The sequence below is a fragment of the Cellulomonas cellasea genome (assembly GCF_030372105.1).
Lineage (GTDB): Bacteria > Actinomycetota > Actinomycetes > Actinomycetales > Cellulomonadaceae > Cellulomonas_A > Cellulomonas_A cellasea_A.
The window spans coordinates 239,321-255,152 of record NZ_JAUDBQ010000003.1 but is presented as its reverse complement, the minus strand read 5'-3'; the positions used below and the strand labels follow the sequence as shown (position 1 = coordinate 255,152).

The following is a 15,832-nucleotide window of genomic DNA, read 5'->3' as shown; positions in this document are numbered from 1 at the left end:
CCTGGGCAACCCTCCGGCAGATGCGCACAGACACTTCACGGGATCCCACGGCATTCGCGCCGCGCCGCCCCGCGGGCTCGTCTAGGTTCGCCCCGTGATCGCACGCCGCCCACGGCCGCAACCCAGCCCCGCGCCGCACCATGCGCGGCGGCCACGTGGCCGCGCGGTGACCCGCGGCGTCGCGCTGGGGCTCACTGCCGTGCTGGTGGCGACCGCCGGCGCGGTGGCGGGGATCGCGGCCCGGCTGGGCGGCAACGTGCAGCACATCGACCTCGGCGGCATGGTCGCCGAGCCCTCGTCCGCGCCCAGCAGCACCGGGCTCGACGACCCGGGCGCGGGCTCCGCTGTCACGATCCTGCTGCTCGGCTCGGACCAGCGTGACGGCGCCAACGCGGAGATCGGCGGCGACGCCGACACGATGGCCTCCGACACCGTGATCGTCGCCCACATCTCGGCCGACCGGCAGCGGGTCGAGCTCGTGTCCATCCCGCGCGACTCGATGGTCCGCATCCCCGCGTGCTCTGCCGTCGACGGGTCGACGTCCCGGCCTCACGATCGCGCGCAGTTCAACGAGGCCTTCAGCATCGGGTGGAAGCTCGGCGGTGACATCGCCACCGCGGCGGCGTGCACGTGGAGCACCGTCCAGGAGAACACGGGCGTGCGGATCGACCACGTCGCCGTCGTCGACTTCGCGGGGTTCCAGCAGATGATCGACGCGATCGACGGGGTGGACATCTGCATCCCCACGGCGATGAAGGACCGCTACACCGGGCTGGACCTGGGACCCGGCGAGCAGCGACTGGACGGCGTCGTGGCCACCCAGCTCGCCCGCTCCCGGCACATCGAGGGGACCGACGGCTCGGACCTGAACCGCATCGGCAACCAGCAGCGCCTGCTCTCGGCAGTGCTCGGCGAGGTGCTGGCGAAGAACGTCCTGACGGATGTCCCCGAGCTGCTCTCGTTCCTGTCGGCCGCGACCAGCTCGCTCACCACCGACGGCGCGCTGAACGTCCAGCGGATCGCCGGGCTCGCCTACAGCCTGCGCGGCCTCGACAGGGCGCAGATCACGTTCATGACGATCCCCAACGGCCCCGACCCCGCCGACCGCAACCGGGTCGTGTGGACTGACGACGCCGACGCGGTGTGGGCCGCGATGGCCCAGGACCTGCCCGTCGTCCCGGCCGATGAGGCCTTGCCTCCGGATGCTGGCGGCGCGCCCGAGGCGACGCCCAGCACGCCAGCGCCCCCCGCGACGGCAGCCACGACCGCACCCGCCGCTCCCGTCCCGGCGCCCACGCACACGCGGGCCGCAGGACGCGAGCCGTTCACCGGCGCCGACATCACCGCCACGTGCGGCGCCTGACGAAGCTCCCCGCGGTGTAGTTGCGCGGCTCGCGGTGGGCGGCGGGTGCCAGTGGCACCGCGACGGGCCCGTGGGCGGCAGCCGCTGGGGCGCGCGCCGCCGCTCACACTCCGCTGCCCTGGGTCGATAGGACCTGCGGGGCATTGCGGCGGCCGACGGCAGCCTTGGTCAAGATGACCGCGGCCTGCCGGGCCGCCCCCACGAACTGATGGAGGTGAGCTCTGTGAAGAGTTCCACGAAGCACTTTGCGGGGCCTGTCCTGGGCTCCCTGCTGACCGTAGGCCTGATCGCCGGCTGCTCGACGCCTGGTAACGGGCCCGCCGCCACGCCGCTGGCCGCGTCACCCTCCGCTGCCGTCACCACGGCGCCGGAACCGGTCACCGTGACGGCAGGCGACACGGTCACCGAGGAGCAGGCCGAGCAGCTGGCCGAGGGACAGGTGGCCTACCCGCTCGCGTCCGGTGAGCACGTGGTCGTCGAGGCGACCGCACCGCTGCCCGACGCCGTTCGCGCAGACATGACCGCGGCGGTCACCGCTGGCGTCAGCCCGCTGACTGACGGGTTCGCTGCGTACGCCTTCGCATCGAGCTACGCGAAGTCAGCGTCTGCGTCGGCGGGCAAGAACGTGCTGGTCGTCTTCCTCAACCCGCTGGGCAGCTTCGGAGATGAGGAGCCCCACCCGATCTGGATCACCAAGGGCACGGTGCCCCCTGCCATCCAGGGAACACTCGGGCTGGAGGAGCAGATCGCGAACGTCGAGGCGTTCATCGCCGCGCAGTCCGACCCGGCGCTCTGGGACTACGTCGTCCAGACCGTCTGACCGCTGCTGTCTGCCCAGGGTCCTAGCGCCCGTCGAGGAGCGCGTCGACGGCTGACCTCACCTCGTTCGCGCGGTCCTTCTTGATCGCCACGAGCGGCGAGTCGCCGCCGAGACGCGGATTGGCGCCCAGGAACCAGGCGCGTGCGGCGTCCTCGCCCTGGGCGTCTGCGACCCGCTCCCATGTCCGATGCGCGAGGCGCAGGCGGAGCGCGGCGTCGGGCCCCGGCGCCGCGCCGTGGGCGTCGGCCCACCCGATCACCTGATCCTTGCTGGCAGCCTTGGCGAGGGCCGCGACGTAGGTCGGGCCAAGCGCCGCCACGAGCGCCTGGACGGCGGACCGCAGCGCCGAGCCGCGCGTGGCCAGCACTCGGCTGATGGCTGCTGGCGGCACACCGGCGGCCTGTGCCGCCTCGACCGCGTCCTCCAGGTCGGACTCGGCCTGATCGGCAGCGGCGACGGCGCGGCTGATCGCGGCGAGTGGAGCGTCGTCTGCGGAGGTGTCGGTGGTGTCAGTCACCCGGCCATCGTCGCATCGCCTCGCGGCGCCGAGGTGAGACGCCTCGGGGTGACACCGACGGCTCTCACAGGAGACTCCCGGTCGCCACGCGCATGCCAACGTCAGTTCGCCTCGGCGACGGCCCGGCCCGGATGCGTCGAAACAGTGTGATCGCGAGGACGGGCGCCGTGACGTTGCCGACACCCTCGAGGGAGGCCGGCGCCGAAGCGGGCAGGTCAGCCGATGCGGCCAGCCCGCAGGCCCGGGTGATGCCCGCGCGGCTGACGAAGAGTGCCCCGAGTGGGATTCGAACCCACACTGGATCGGGTTTGAGCCGAACGCCTCTGCCGATTGGGCTATCGGGGCCCGCGCAGAAGAGTACCGTGCGGCAACGCGTGCCCGCCGCAACGGCCGCCTGAGGACCTGCGGGTGCGTGATCCGCGGCCGTAGTCGGGGCGCCGTCCGGCCACGCCATGGCCCGCGCGGCATTAGGCTGACGCCGTGAGCACGAATGAGGAATCCCCGAGCACGACGCCCAGCACCGAGGGTGCTGGCACCCCTCTGGACCTGAGCGGCGCGACCGCCCCGTCCACCCCCGAGGCGCCGGAGCCGCTGCAGACGCGCCCGGCGCGCCGAGCGGTCGTCGCCGAGGATGAGGCGCTGATCCGGATGGACGTCGTCGAGACGCTCCGCGAGGCGGGCTTCGAGGTCGTCGGGGAGGCTGGCGACGGCGAGACGGCCGTGGCGCTGGCCCTCGAGCTCAAGCCCGACGTCGTCGTGATGGACGTCAAGATGCCCGTGCTCGACGGCATCTCGGCGGCCGAGCGCATCGGCAAGGCGCACGTCGCCCCCGTTGTGCTGCTCACCGCGTTCTCGCAGACCGAGCTCGTCGAGCGGGCGCGTGACGCCGGCGCGATGGCCTACGTCGTGAAGCCGTTCAGCCCGGCCGACCTGCTGCCCGCGCTGGAGATCGCGATCTCGCGGTACGCGCAGATCTCCGCCCTCGAGTCTGAGGTCGCGGACCTCGCCGAGCGGTTCGAGACCCGCAAGCGCGTGGACCGCGCCAAGGGCCTGCTGATGGCGAAGATGGGCCTGACGGAGCCGGAGTCCTTCCGGTGGATCCAGAAGACGTCGATGGACCGCCGCCTGACCATGCGCGAGGTCGCTGACGCCGTCATCGACCAGGTCGGTGGCAGCGGCTCCTGACTGATCGGCCCCTGAGCCCGGACCTCCCCGCTGGTGTGGAGGGCCGGGCTTTTGTGCTGCCTGGGTGACTTTTCCCGGGGACTTAGGTTACAAATAGGCCACAACCGGCGATGACGGTCGCCAAGTCACGTAACCGACACAAAGGATGGCTAGGTTTCCCGCACTGTTCGAACCGCCTTGCCTCCAGCACGGCGGGACCGTAGCCGAAGGGGTACCACGCATGATTCGCTCGTCGCATGGAATCCGAGCCGCCGCCCTCGCAGGGGCCGTCGCACTCGCCCTGACCGCATGCACGTCGGACTCCGAGTCGCCGTCGGGCGAGGGCGCCGAGAGCGCCGGGGAAGCACTCGTCATCGGCTCACTGCTGCCGCAGACCGGCTCCCTGGCCTTCCTCGGGCCGCCTGAGATCGCGGGTGTGGACCTGGCCGTCCAGGAGATCAACGAGTCCGGCGGCGTGCTCGGCCAGGACGTCGTCGTGGAGCACGCCGACTCCTCGGACGCCGACCACGCCGAGGTCGCGACGCAGTCGGTCACGGACCTGATCGGCAAGGACGTGCAGGTCATCATCGGGGCCGCGGCCTCGTCGGTGACGCGCAACGTGGTGGACGACATCACCAACGCCGAGATCGTCCAGATCTCCCCGGCGAACACCGCCACCGACCTCTCCGGCCGTGACCCGTTCTACTTCCGCACCGCCCCGTCGGATCTGCTGCAGGGCGCGTCGCTCGGCAACCTCATCGTCAACGACGGCCACCAGAACGTCGCGGCCATCGTCTTCAACGAGGACTACGGCACGTCCCTGCGCGACGTTCTCCAGGACACGGTGGAGGCGGCGGGCGGCACGCTCGCGTACGGCGCCGCGGGCCAGGAGTTCGACCCGACGGAGCAGAATTTCAACACGATCGTGAGCAGCGCGCTGGCCACGAACCCGGACGCGATCGCGATCATCGCGTTCGCGCAGACGAAGCTGATCGTCCCCGAGCTGGTGGCGCAGGGCTTCGACACTTCCAAGCTGTATTTCGTGGACGGCAACCTGTCGGACTACAGCGCCGACCTGGCGCCCGGCACCCTGACCGGCGCCCAGGGCACACTGCCCGGGGCGTACCCGGACGACGCGTTCCAGAAGCGCCTGCTCGAGGTCGACAGCGGCCTCAAGGACTTCTCGTACTCCGCGGAGTCCTACGACGCTGTGATCCTCGCCGCGCTGGCCGCGGTGAAGGGCGGCGCCACTGACGGGCCGACGATCCAGAAGAACCTGGCGGCTGTCTCCGGGGCGAACGGCGGCACGGAGGTCACGACCTTCGCCGACGGCGTCAAGGAGCTCGAGGCGGGCAACGAGATCGCGTACAAGGCCGTCTCGGGCGCCGGGTCGTTCAACGACCAGAACGACCCGTCGTCGGCGTTCATCGGGATCTACCAGTACGGCGAGGACAACAAGTACACGTGGATCAAGGCGGAGTTCGGCGAGCTGTGACGCGCTGAGCACCACGCGAGAGGGCCCGGCGGTCAACCCGCCGGGCCCTCTCGTCATGCGGGGGTGTGAAGGTCTCCGCTCAGTCGGCCTCGGCGCCGCCCTCGACGTCGGTGGCCAGCGTGCCCAGGTACAGCTCGATGACCTTCGGGTCGTGCATGAGCTCGCGGCCCGGCCCCGAGTAGGCATTGCGGCCTTGGTCGAGCACGTACGCGCGGTCGCAGATCTGCAGGCAGCGCCGGGCGTTCTGCTCCACGATCACCACGGACACGCCGGCGCGGTTGATCTTGCGGGTGCGGATGAACGTCTCGTCCTGGCGGACGGGGGACAGCCCGGCGGAGGGCTCGTCGAGCAGCAGCACCGACGGGTCCATCATCAGCGCGCGCGCCATCGCCACCATCTGCCGCTCCCCACCGGACAGGGACCCGGCGCGCTGCCGGCGCCTGTCGCCGAGGGTGGGGAACAGGTCGACGATGAACGCGAACCTGTCGGCGAAGATCTTCGGCGCCTGGAACACGCCCATCTGCAGGTTCTCCTCGATGGTGAGCGAGGGGAACACGTTGTTGTTCTGCGGCACGAAGCCGACCCCACGGCGCACCAGGGAGTCCGCCCGGTGGTTCGTGATGTCCTCGCCCTTGAGCACTACAGTCCCGGACCGGATGGTCACGAGCCCGAACAGGGCCTTGAGCAGTGTCGACTTGCCGGCGCCGTTGGGCCCGATGATGCCGACCAGTTCCCCGGGGTGGACCACGAGGTCGCAGCCGCCCAGGATGTCGACGCCCGGCACGTAGCCGGCCACGAGGTCGGTGGCGGCGAGCAGCGGCTCCCCGGCGGGCGCCCCGCGGTGGACGTCGGCGTTGGCCTCGACGGGTGCGGGGTCGGTGCTCATCGCTGCTCCTCCTCGGCCTGGGCCTCTGCCTCGAGCTGTTCGGTGACGTCGTCCTCGAGCAGGCGGTCGTCGCCCAGGTCGGTGTCGTGGTGGGCGCCCAGGTAGGCGTCGATGACGGCCTGCTCCCGCATGACGGACTCGGGCGGGCCCTCGGCGACGATGCGCCCCTCGGCCATCACCACCACCCAGTCGGAGATGTGCCGCACCATGTGCATGTCGTGCTCGACGAACAGCACTGTCGTCCCCTCGTCGCGCAGCGCCTGGATGTGGCCGAGCAGCGACTGGGTCAGGGCTGGGTTCACGCCGGCCATCGGCTCGTCGAGCATGACCATCGTCGGCTTGCTCATGAGGGCGCGGGCCATCTCCAGCAGCTTGCGCTGCCCGCCGGAGAGGCTCCCCGCGAAGTCGTCCTTCTTCTCCAGCAGTCGGAACCGCTCGAGCAGCTCGAGCGCCTGCTCCGTGATCTGCGCCTCGCGGCGGCGCCACAGCGCGGGCGCCAGCGCCACGAACAGGTTCTCCCCGCTCTGGTCGGTGGCGCCCAGGCGCATGTTCTCCAGCACCGTCATGCGGGACAGGGCCTTGGTGAGCTGGAACGTGCGCACCATGCCGGCCTGGGCGACCTTCGCGGCGGGCACGCGTGCGAGCGAGCGTCCCTCGAAGGACCACGAGCCGGTGTCCGGGCGGTCGAACCCGGTGAGCAGGTTGAACAGCGTCGTCTTGCCGGCGCCGTTCGGGCCGATCAGCGCGGTGATGGCGCCGCGCTGCACCTCCAGGCGGTCCACGTCGACGGCCGTCATGCCGCCGAACGTGCGGGTGACGTCCTGCGCGGTCAGGATCGGGTCGGGCTTCGCGGAGCCGGGGACGCGCTCGACGTCGGCGAGGGCGGGCCGGGCGGCGGCCCGGCCGGGGGGTGTGTCAGCGGACATCGATCGCCAGCTCCTTGCGGTCGCCGAGGATTCCTTGTGGTCGGAAGATCACCAGGAGCATGAGGGTCACGCCGACCAGCACCCACCCGAGCATCTCGATCTGCTCGGTGCGCAGCACGGTCGTGGGCACCACGTCGCGCAGCACCGTCTTGATCAGCATGAGCGTCGTCCACAGCAGGATCGACCCGAGCACCGGCCCGAACACCGTGGCGGCGCCGCCCAGTAGCAGGATCGTCCACACGTAGAACGTCATGGGGCGGCCCATCGAGTCCGGTTGGACGGCTCGTGGCAGCACGTACACGATCCCCGCCACCGCGCCGATCGCGCCGCCCAGGACGAGCGCCTGCATCTTGTAGGCGTACACGTTCTTGCCGAGCGATCGGACCGCGTCCTCGTCCTCGCGGATGCCTTTGAGCACCCGGCCCCACGGGCTGTTCATCCACCGCCACACCAGGAAGCACGCGAGGGCCACCAGGGCCCAGCCGACGATGCGCACCCACCACGAGTTGGACAGGTTGAGCGAGTACGACCACGGGCCGATCGCGAAGTTCCCGTCCGGCAGGGGCGACAAGTCTTGGAAGGAGCCCTTGAAGCCGTCACCGGCCAGGCCCGCGTTGCCCCCGGTGACAGCGGTCATCGAGGTGGAGCGCCCGACCATGCGGATGATCTCCGCCGCGGCGATCGTGACGATCGCCAGGTAGTCGCCGCGCAATTTGAGCGTCGGCACGCCGAGGATCAGCGCGAAGACCACCGCGCAGGCCAGCGCCACGAGGAACGCCGCCCACACCGGCCAGCCCGCGATGGACGCGATGGCGTAGCCGTAGGCGCCGAGCAGCATGAACCCGGCCTGCCCGAAGTTGAGCAGCCCGGTCATGCCGAAGTGCACGTTGAGGCCGATCGCCGCGAGCGCGTACGCCGCGGTGGTCGGGGCGATGATCTCGCCGGCGACGTTGGTGAGGATCTGCTGCCAGTCCATGGGTGGCCTCCGTCAGCCGATGCGCTCGGCGCGGCCCAGGATGCCCTGGGGCCGGACGAGCAGGACGAGGATGAGGATGACGAGCGCGCCCGCGTAGCGCATGTCGCTCGGGATGACGAACGTCGACAGCTCGACGACGAGGCCGATGACGAGCGAGCCCACCAGGGCCCCCCACGCGGTGCCGAGGCCGCCGAGGGTGACCGCGGCGAACATCAGCAGCAGGATCGCGCCGCCCATGTTCCAGTTCGTCGCGTTGAAGTACAGGCCGAGCAGCACCCCGCCGAGGGCCGCGAGCCCCGCGCCCAGGGTCCACACGATGCGCACGATCCGCTCGACGGTGATGCCGGACGCGGCGGCGAGCGCCGGGTTGTCCGAGACGGCCCGGGTGGCGCGGCCGGTGCGGGTCATCACCAGGAAGTACGCCACAGCGCCGATGGCGATGATCGCGATGCCGGCGGAGGTCAGCGACTGCTGGGTGAACAGCATCCCGCCGATGCGCACCGGCTTGGGGTTCGCGGTGACGATGCGCAGCGGGCTGCCGCCGAGGAAGAACTGGTACGTGTACTGCAGCGCCATCGACAGGCCGATCGTGACGATCATCTGCTGCGTGGTGCCCACTCTGCGCCTGCGCAGCGGATGCCAGATGCCGGCGTCCTGCAACCACCCGGACGCGGCCCCGAGCAGCACCGCCACGACGCCCGAGACGAGCAGCGGCAGGTCGAGCAGTTGGCAGCCGACGTAGGCCAACAAGGCCCCGAGGGTGACCTGCTCGCCGTGGGCGAAGTTGCTCAGCCCGGTGGTGCCGTAGATGAGCGACAAGCCCACCGAGGCGAGGGCCAGCAGGAGCCCGAAGACGATGCCGTTGACGGTCTGCTGCGCGACGCGCTGCGCGGTGATGCCGCTCGGCTTGCCGCTGTCGGGCGTGGTCACCGCGGGGTCCGTGCCCGGCTCCGCGGTGGCGCTCGACGTGCTGCCGTCCCCACCGCCGCCGCCCGACGTGGGGGCGCCCAGCGGGAACAGCGCCCCGACGCTGGCGCCGAGCCGCACGGCGACCGTGCGCGGGTTGGCCGCCGGGTCCCGCAGGGTCTCCCCGTCCGGGAGCGTGGCCTCGTCGAGCAGCACCTCGTAGTCGCCGGCCGTGGTCACCGGCGTGGACCAGCGGCCGTCGACCCCGGTGACCACCTCGAGGCTCTCACCCTGCCCGGAGACCGTGAGGCCGATGCCGGCAGCGGGCTCGCCGGCCGCGGTGCGGATCGTCCCGCCGATGCAGCCCGTCGCTGCGTCGGCGGCGCAGGCCACTGCCGCGGCCTGGGCGGGGATCGCGGCCAGCAGCGCGGCGAGCACGCTGAGCAGCACGGTCAGCAGCGGGACGAGCGCGCGCCGCCGTGAGCGGTGCGCGATCCGTGTGCGCGAGCTGGTGAATCGGTCCGGTGACGCGGCTCGGCGCACTGGGACCTCCGTCCGGTCGGTTCGATCGGTGGTTCACGGTCTGTGGCGCGTCGCCGTCCTCGGCATGGCGCCGAACGAAGCCAGGCTCCGAGTGGGGAGGAGACTAGGAGCGGATTGTGTCCGGTGCATTACGCACAGCGCGACAGTATGCGGGACGAATCGGTCATCATTCACTATTTGGAGTGATTGTCCGCGTGGCGCGCGGGCGTCGTTGCGCTGGTGGGGCCGCCGACTAGGCACGACGCCCTGGGTTTGTCATGATCGGGTCGCGGACGGTGTGTCGACTCCGACCGCGACGAGAAAAGGACGGGAGGCCGACGCCGGTGCGTCCAGGAGCCCAGGTGCGACCCGCGGAGCCCGGGGACCTCCCTGCCCTCGTCGACCTCTGCCTCGCCGCGCGCAGCGAGTCCACGATGGGCGCCCAGCTCTGCAGCGACGACGGTGACCGATTGCGGGACCAGCTCGGCGCGCTGCTCGCCTCGCCCGGCGGCCAACTCCTGGTCGGGCTCCTCGACGGCGAGCCCGCGGGCCTGCTGCTCGGCCAGCTCGTCGGGCCCGGCCCGTTCACGGACTTGGTGAGCCTCAACCTCGAGGCGATCTATGTGGCTCCCCGGGCGCGCCGGCGTGGCCTCGGCCATGCGCTGATGGCGGGCGCGCTCGAGGTCGCCGAGCTCGGCGGCGCCACCGAGGTGTACGCGGCGCCCCTGCCCGGCGCACGCGGGATGCAGCGGTTCTTCGTGCGGCTCGGCTTCGCGCCCGCTGCCGCGCACCGGGTGGTGAGCACCAGCGCCCTGCAACGGCGCTTGGTCGGCGAGACCGCCGGGGCGCAGTCCCGACGCGCGTCAGGGCGTGGGCTCGAGGACCTGATCGCCCGGCGCCGCCAGGTGCGGGCGGCCGCCCGGGGCGAGGCTGTCGACCCGGGCAGCGTGCAAGACGCCGGTCAGCGGTCGCGGCCCGCCATCACCATGCAGGTCAATCGCGCCGTGCAGACCCTGCGCGAGTCCGAGTCCTCGACGACGATCTCGTAGCTCGCGACACGCGATCCGAGGTGCAGCGCGCGCGCCGTCCCCGTCACCGTCCCCGACGTCGCGCCGCGGTGATGCGTCGCGTTGAGCTCGATCCCCACCGCGATCCGGCCCTCGCCGGCGTGGGCCGCCGCGGCCAGCGACCCGAGCGTCTCGGCGAGCGCGGCCGACGCCCCGCCGTGCAGCAGCCCATACGGCTGGGTGTTGCCCTCGACGGGCATCGTGCCCACAGCCCGCTCGGGCGACACCTCGAGGATCGTGATGCCCATCCGGTCGATGAGGGTCCCGGGAAAGGTCGGCGGCACGGCGTCGTCAGTCATGGCAGATAGGTTGGCACCCGTGAGCGACGTTCAGCCAACCGACAGCCAGCCGACCGCCCCCGAGACCAGTGCGGCCACCCCGTCTGGAGCCTCCGCGCCCGCGCGCCTGCTGCTCATCGACGGGCACTCGATGGCCTACCGCGCCTACTTCGCGCTGCCGGTGGAGAACTTCTCCACCACCACGGGCCAGCCCACCAACGCGGTGTACGGCTTCACGTCGATGCTCACCAAGATCCTCGCCGACGAGCAGCCGACCCACCTGGCTGTCGCGTTCGACATGGGCCGCACGACGTTCCGCACCGAGCGGTACCCGGCGTACAAGGGGACCCGCGACGAGACCCCGCAGCCGTTCCGCGGCCAGGTCCCGCTGATCCGCGAGGTGCTGGAGACCATGCGCGTCCCGGTGATCGAGCGGGAGAACTACGAGGCGGACGACGTGCTGGCGACCCTCTCGACGCAGGCGCGCGCGGCGGGCATGCAGGTGCTCATCTGCTCGGGCGACCGCGACGCGTTCCAGCTCGTCAACGAGGACGTCACGCTGCTGTACCCGATCCGCGGCGTCTCCGAGCTCACGCGGATGACCCCCGAGGCGGTGCGCGCCAAGTACGGCGTTGACCCGGGCCAGTACTCCGACCTCGCGGCGCTCGTGGGGGAGACCAGCGACAACCTGCCCGGCGTCCCCGGCGTGGGGCCGAAGACCGCCGCCAAGTGGATCACCGCGTACGGGGGCCTCGAGGGCATCATCGCCGCGGCCCCCACGATCAAGGGCAAGGCGGGGGAGTCCCTGCGCGAGCACCTCGACCAGGTGGTGCTCAACCGCGAGCTCAACCACCTGCTGACGGACCTCGAGCTGCCGCTCGGCCCCGCCGACCTGGCCGTCCAGCCGTGGGACCGCGAGGCCATGCACCGGGTGTTCGACTCGCTGCAGTTCACCGCGCTGCGCGAGCGGCTGTTCGCGGCCATGCCCGGCGAGGCGGCGGCGCCCGTCGAGGCGGGCGAGCCCGTCGACGTCACAGAGCTGGCGCCGGGTGGGCTGGGTGGCTGGCTCGCGGCCCGCGCCGGCCGCGAGCTCGGACTCGACGTGCGCGGCGCCGTCCGGCCGGGAGCCGGGGACGCGTGGGGCCTGGCGATCGCCGACGACGGAGCCTCGGCCGTGTCGCTCGACCTGACGACCATCGACCCGCAGGACGAGGCGGCGCTGGCCGCATGGCTGGCCGACGCGTCGGCGCCCAAGTCCGTGCACGGGGCCAAGTCCGCATGGCACGCGCTCACCGGGCGCGGCCTGCCGCTCGCGGGCGTCGTCTTCGACACCGAGGTGGCCGCCTACCTGTGCCACCCCGACCAGCGCTCCTACGACCTGCCCTCCCTCACGGTGCGGTACCTGCACCGTGAGCTGGCGTCGGGCGCTGGCGCCACCGGCTCGCAGGGCGCCCTCGACCTCGAGATCGACGGCTCCGACGAGCACCAGCGCGCCGCCGAGCGCGCGGCGGCGGTGAGCGAGCTCTCCGGGGTGCTCGCGGACGCCCTGGCCGACCGCGGGGCGGCTGACCTGCTCACCCGGCTGGAGCTGCCCCTTGAGGACGTCCTGGCCGCGATGGAGCACCGCGGGATCGCCGCGGACGTCGACTACCTGCGCGAGCTGGAGAAGCTCTTCGACGCGCAGGTGCAGACGGCCGCCACCGAGGCGTATGACGTGATCGGCCGCGAGGTGAACCTGGGCTCCCCGAAGCAGCTCCAAGAGGTGCTGTTCGACCAGCTCGGCATGCCGAAGACCAAGAAGATCAAGACGGGCTACACCACCGACGCGGCGAGCCTCGCCGACCTGTACACCCGCACCGAGCACCCGTTCCTGGCCCACCTGCTGGCCCACCGCGACGCGATCCGGCTGCGCCAGACGGTCGAGGGGCTGCTGCGCTCGGTCGCCGACGACGGGCGCATCCACACCACGTTCCAGCAGACCATCGCCGCGACGGGGCGCCTGTCCTCGACGGACCCGAACCTGCAGAACATCCCGATCCGCACCGAGGCGGGCCGGCAGATCCGGCGCGCGTTCGTGGTGGGCGAGGGCTACGAGACGCTGCTGACCGCCGACTACTCGCAGATCGAGATGCGGATCATGGCGCACCTGTCCGGCGACGAGGGCCTCATCGACGCCTTCAACTCCGGGGAGGACCTGCACAACTACGTCGGCTCGCGGGTGTTCTCCGTGCCCACCGACGAGGTCACGCCGGCGATGCGGTCCAAGATCAAGGCGATGAGCTACGGCCTGGCCTACGGGCTCTCCTCCTTCGGCCTGTCCAAGCAGCTCAACATCGAGGTCGGCGAGGCAGCCCGCCTCATGGACGACTACTTCTCGCGGTTCGGCGGGGTGCGCCAGTACCTGACCGGCGTCGTCGACGAGGCCCGCGCCACCGGCTACACCGCCACGATCATGGGCCGCCGCCGCTACCTGCCGGACCTCACCAGCGACAACCGCCAGCGCCGTGAGATGGCCGAGCGGATGGCGCTCAACGCCCCGATCCAGGGCAGCGCGGCCGACCTCATCAAGGTCGCGATGCTCGGCGTCGAGCGCGAGATCACCCGGCGCGGGCTGCGCTCGCGGCTGCTGCTGCAGGTCCACGACGAGTTGGTGCTCGAGGTCGCGCCGGGGGAGCGGGACGAGGTCGAGGCTGTGGTCCGGGAGCAGATGGGGGCCGCGGGCACGTTGGACGTGCCGCTGGACGTCTCGGTGGGGGTGGGCGCGAGCTGGCATGAGGCGGGCCACTAGCGCCTGGTCGAGGCGGCCCCACGCGAATTTGTTCGCCCGTTTGTCGTATTCACAGGCAAATGCGTGACTTCCACCTGTGGTGTGCGTCACAGTAGGTCGCGGCGGCAACGGGGCCGCCACGACCCACGGAGGCACGATGTCCGAGGTGGCCCAGCAGCATGAGACCGACTACGAACGGGTGCAACGCTCGCCGGAGTTCCAGGCGCTGCGGCGGCGGTTCCGCCGGTTCGTCTTTCCCATGACCGCGTTCTTCCTGGCCTGGTACCTGCTCTACGTCCTCCTGGCCGACTACGCCCACGACTTCATGAGCACCCGGGTGTCCGGCAACATCACTGTCGGCCTGCTGCTCGGCCTCGGCCAGTTCGTCTCCACCTTCGTCATCACGATGGTGTACGCCAACTGGGCGAACAAGCACCAGGACCCGGTGGCCGACGAGCTTCGCCGTGAGATCGAAGACGGGACGCTCGCGTGAGCGCGCGGGTCGCGGCGGCCGTGGAGTCCGCCCAGATCGGCGAGCCGGCCGTCAACATCGGCATCTTCCTGGCGTTCGTCCTGGTGACGCTCGTCGTGGTGTTCCGCGCCTCGAAGTCGAACCGCAGCGCCGCCGACTACTACGCGGCGGGCCGCTCGTTCACCGGGCCGCAGAACGGCACGGCGATCGCTGGGGACTACCTGTCCGCGGCGAGCTTCCTCGGCATCTGCGGGGCCATCGCGGTCAACGGCTACGACGGCTTCCTCTACTCGATCGGCTTCCTGGTGGCGTGGCTGGTGGCGCTGCTGCTGGTGGCCGAGCTGATGCGCAACACCGGCAAGTTCACGATGGCGGACGTGCTGTCCTTCCGGCTCAAGCAGCGCCCGGTGCGGATGGCCGCGGCGCTGGCCACCCTCACGGTGGTGTTCTTCTACCTGCTGGCGCAGATGGCCGGCGCGGGCGGGCTGGTGGCGCTGCTGCTGGGCATCGACGGCGTCGCGGGCCAGGGCGTGGTGATCGCCGTGGTCGGCGCGCTGATGATCCTGTACGTGCTGGTCGGCGGGATGAAGGGCACCACGTGGGTGCAGATCATCAAGGCGGTGCTGCTCATCGCCGGCGCGGGCATCATGACCATCTGGGTCATGGGCGAGTTCGGGATGGACTTCTCGGCCCTGCTGCAGGGCGCGATCGACAAGGCCGGCCCGGGCGGCGAGGCGCTCATCGAGCCCGGCAAGCAGTACGGCGCCACGTCGATGACGCAGCTGAACTTCCTGTCGCTCGCGCTCGCGCTGGTGCTCGGCACGGCGGGCCTGCCGCACGTGCTGATGCGCTTCTACACGGTGCCGAGCGCCAAGGAGGCGCGGCGCAGTGTTGTCTGGGCGATCTGGCTGATCGGCATCTTCTACCTGTTCACCCTGGTGTTGGGCTACGGCGCCGGCGCCTTGGTGGGGCCGGACGTGATCCGGGCGGCGCCTGGCGGGGTCAACTCGGCCGCGCCGCTCCTCGCGTTCGAGCTCGGGGGAGCTGTGCTGCTCGGGCTGATCTCCGCGGTGGCGTTCGCGACGATCCTCGCGGTGGTGGCCGGTCTGACGATCACCGCCGCCGCGTCGTTCGCGCATGACATCTACGCGTCGGTGATCAAGGACGGGAAGGTGGACCCGGACAAGGAGGTGCGGGTCGCCCGCATCACCGTGGTGGCCATCGGCCTGCTGGCCATCGTCGGCGGCATCTTCGCCAACGGGCAGAACGTGGCGTTCCTGGTGGCGCTCGCCTTCGCGGTGGCCGCCAGCGCGAACCTGCCGACCATCCTGTACTCGCTGTTCTGGAAGCGGTTCAACACCTCGGGCGCGCTGTGGAGCATGTACGGCGGGCTCATCTCCTGCATCGTGCTGATCGCGCTGTCCCCGGTGGTGTCCGGCAAGGTCGACCCGGTCACCGGGGCGAGCCTGTCGATGATCAAGGACACCTCTGTCGACTTCGCGATCATCCCGCTGGAGAACCCGGGGCTGATCTCGATCCCGCTGGCCTTCCTGCTCGGCATCGTCGGGACGTACCTCAGCAAGACTCCTCCGGCGGCCGGCAAGTTCGCCGAGATGGAGGTGCGCTCGCTCACGGGCGCCGGGGCCGAGAAGGCCACGGCGCACTGACGGGCC

General features: G+C 71.3%; 14 protein-coding genes and 1 tRNA gene. 8 read left to right on the top strand and 7 right to left on the bottom strand.

Annotated elements, in window-relative coordinates:
- Nucleotides 1-166 precede the first annotated feature (166 nt).
- Entirely contained in the window at nucleotides 167-1,363 is a 1,197-nt protein-coding gene (locus QUV83_RS04935) for an LCP family protein (RefSeq protein ID WP_289563053.1), read from the top strand.
- A 223-nt stretch (nucleotides 1,364-1,586) separates the two neighbouring features.
- Complete coding sequence (locus QUV83_RS04930) at nucleotides 1,587-2,183, top strand: hypothetical protein (RefSeq protein ID WP_289563052.1); 597 nt, start codon at nucleotides 1,587-1,589, stop codon at nucleotides 2,181-2,183.
- Between the two features lie 22 nt (nucleotides 2,184-2,205).
- Here QUV83_RS04930 and QUV83_RS04925 read toward each other — a convergent pair whose 3' ends face one another.
- Together QUV83_RS04925 and QUV83_RS04920 are read right to left on the bottom strand one after the other, a co-directional pair.
- Nucleotides 2,206-2,700 carry a hypothetical protein gene (locus tag QUV83_RS04925; RefSeq protein ID WP_289563051.1) on the bottom strand — a complete coding sequence of 165 codons (495 nt, stop codon included), beginning with the start codon at nucleotides 2,698-2,700 and terminating at the stop codon, nucleotides 2,206-2,208.
- 271 nt (nucleotides 2,701-2,971) lie between these two features.
- Nucleotides 2,972-3,045, bottom strand: a tRNA-Leu gene (locus tag QUV83_RS04920).
- Between the two features lie 201 nt (nucleotides 3,046-3,246).
- Here QUV83_RS04920 and QUV83_RS04915 point away from each other — a divergent pair.
- Together QUV83_RS04915 and QUV83_RS04910 are read left to right on the top strand one after the other, a co-directional pair.
- A complete protein-coding gene (locus QUV83_RS04915) occupies nucleotides 3,247-3,885 on the top strand; it encodes an ANTAR domain-containing response regulator (RefSeq protein WP_436231883.1) in 639 nt (212 codons plus the stop codon).
- Between the two features lie 220 nt (nucleotides 3,886-4,105).
- Entirely contained in the window at nucleotides 4,106-5,359 is a 1,254-nt protein-coding gene (locus tag QUV83_RS04910) for an ABC transporter substrate-binding protein (RefSeq protein WP_289563050.1), read from the top strand.
- A gap of 79 nt (nucleotides 5,360-5,438) precedes the next feature.
- Here QUV83_RS04910 and QUV83_RS04905 read toward each other — a convergent pair whose 3' ends face one another.
- From QUV83_RS04905 to QUV83_RS04890, 4 genes are read right to left on the bottom strand one after another with little or no spacing between them, the layout of a single operon-like run.
- Entirely contained in the window at nucleotides 5,439-6,245 is an 807-nt protein-coding gene (locus QUV83_RS04905) for an ABC transporter ATP-binding protein (protein WP_289563049.1), read from the bottom strand.
- Complete coding sequence (locus tag QUV83_RS04900; RefSeq protein WP_289563048.1) at nucleotides 6,242-7,171, bottom strand: ABC transporter ATP-binding protein; 930 nt, start codon at nucleotides 7,169-7,171, stop codon at nucleotides 6,242-6,244. The genes QUV83_RS04905 and QUV83_RS04900 overlap by 4 nt, the downstream gene beginning before the upstream one ends.
- Nucleotides 7,161-8,147 (bottom strand): branched-chain amino acid ABC transporter permease, encoded by a 987-nt coding sequence (locus tag QUV83_RS04895; RefSeq protein WP_289563047.1) that lies wholly within the window; start codon nucleotides 8,145-8,147, stop codon nucleotides 7,161-7,163. Before QUV83_RS04895 ends, QUV83_RS04900 begins: the two co-directional genes overlap by 11 nt.
- 12 nt (nucleotides 8,148-8,159) lie before the next feature.
- Nucleotides 8,160-9,596: a branched-chain amino acid ABC transporter permease gene (locus QUV83_RS04890; RefSeq protein ID WP_289563046.1), complete on the bottom strand. Its 1,437-nt coding sequence runs from the start codon at nucleotides 9,594-9,596 to the stop codon at nucleotides 8,160-8,162.
- 341 nt (nucleotides 9,597-9,937) lie between these two features.
- Here QUV83_RS04890 and QUV83_RS04885 point away from each other — a divergent pair, with 341 nt between their 5' ends.
- Entirely contained in the window at nucleotides 9,938-10,624 is a 687-nt protein-coding gene (locus QUV83_RS04885) for a GNAT family N-acetyltransferase (RefSeq protein ID WP_289563045.1), read from the top strand.
- On the opposite strand, the gene QUV83_RS04880 is transcribed toward QUV83_RS04885, so the two are convergent.
- Nucleotides 10,537-10,941, bottom strand: a complete 405-nt coding sequence (locus tag QUV83_RS04880; RefSeq protein WP_289563044.1) for a hotdog fold thioesterase — start codon at nucleotides 10,939-10,941, stop codon at nucleotides 10,537-10,539. The genes QUV83_RS04885 and QUV83_RS04880 overlap by 88 nt on opposite strands.
- Between QUV83_RS04880 and polA the strand changes: the two genes are divergently transcribed.
- From polA to QUV83_RS04865, 3 genes are all read left to right on the top strand, one after another.
- Complete coding sequence (gene polA, locus QUV83_RS04875; protein WP_289563043.1) at nucleotides 10,940-13,708, top strand: DNA polymerase I; 2,769 nt, start codon at nucleotides 10,940-10,942, stop codon at nucleotides 13,706-13,708. The genes QUV83_RS04880 and polA overlap by 2 nt on opposite strands.
- Nucleotides 13,709-13,844: 136 nt before the next feature.
- Nucleotides 13,845-14,180 (top strand): DUF485 domain-containing protein, encoded by a 336-nt coding sequence (locus tag QUV83_RS04870; RefSeq protein ID WP_066588177.1) that lies wholly within the window; start codon nucleotides 13,845-13,847, stop codon nucleotides 14,178-14,180.
- Nucleotides 14,177-15,826, top strand: coding sequence for a solute symporter family protein (locus QUV83_RS04865; RefSeq protein ID WP_289563042.1), 1,650 nt, complete (start codon nucleotides 14,177-14,179; stop codon nucleotides 15,824-15,826). The genes QUV83_RS04870 and QUV83_RS04865 overlap by 4 nt, the downstream gene beginning before the upstream one ends.
- Nucleotides 15,827-15,832: the final 6 nt, after the last annotated feature.

What these genes read in the sequence shown, in the direction of transcription:
- QUV83_RS04905 (WP_289563049.1), bottom strand. Translation starts at nt 6,245, where the DNA reads ATGAGCACCGACCCCGCACCCGTCGAGGCCAACGCCGACGTCCACCGC.
- QUV83_RS04870 (WP_066588177.1), top strand. Translation starts at nt 13,845, where the DNA reads ATGTCCGAGGTGGCCCAGCAGCATGAGACCGACTACGAACGGGTGCAA.
- QUV83_RS04900 (WP_289563048.1), bottom strand. Translation starts at nt 7,171, where the DNA reads ATGTCCGCTGACACACCCCCCGGCCGGGCCGCCGCCCGGCCCGCCCTC.
- QUV83_RS04880 (WP_289563044.1), bottom strand. Translation starts at nt 10,941, where the DNA reads ATGACTGACGACGCCGTGCCGCCGACCTTTCCCGGGACCCTCATCGAC.
- QUV83_RS04895 (WP_289563047.1), bottom strand. Translation starts at nt 8,147, where the DNA reads ATGGACTGGCAGCAGATCCTCACCAACGTCGCCGGCGAGATCATCGCC.
- polA (WP_289563043.1), top strand. Translation starts at nt 10,940, where the DNA reads ATGGCAGATAGGTTGGCACCCGTGAGCGACGTTCAGCCAACCGACAGC.
- QUV83_RS04910 (WP_289563050.1), top strand. Translation starts at nt 4,106, where the DNA reads ATGATTCGCTCGTCGCATGGAATCCGAGCCGCCGCCCTCGCAGGGGCC.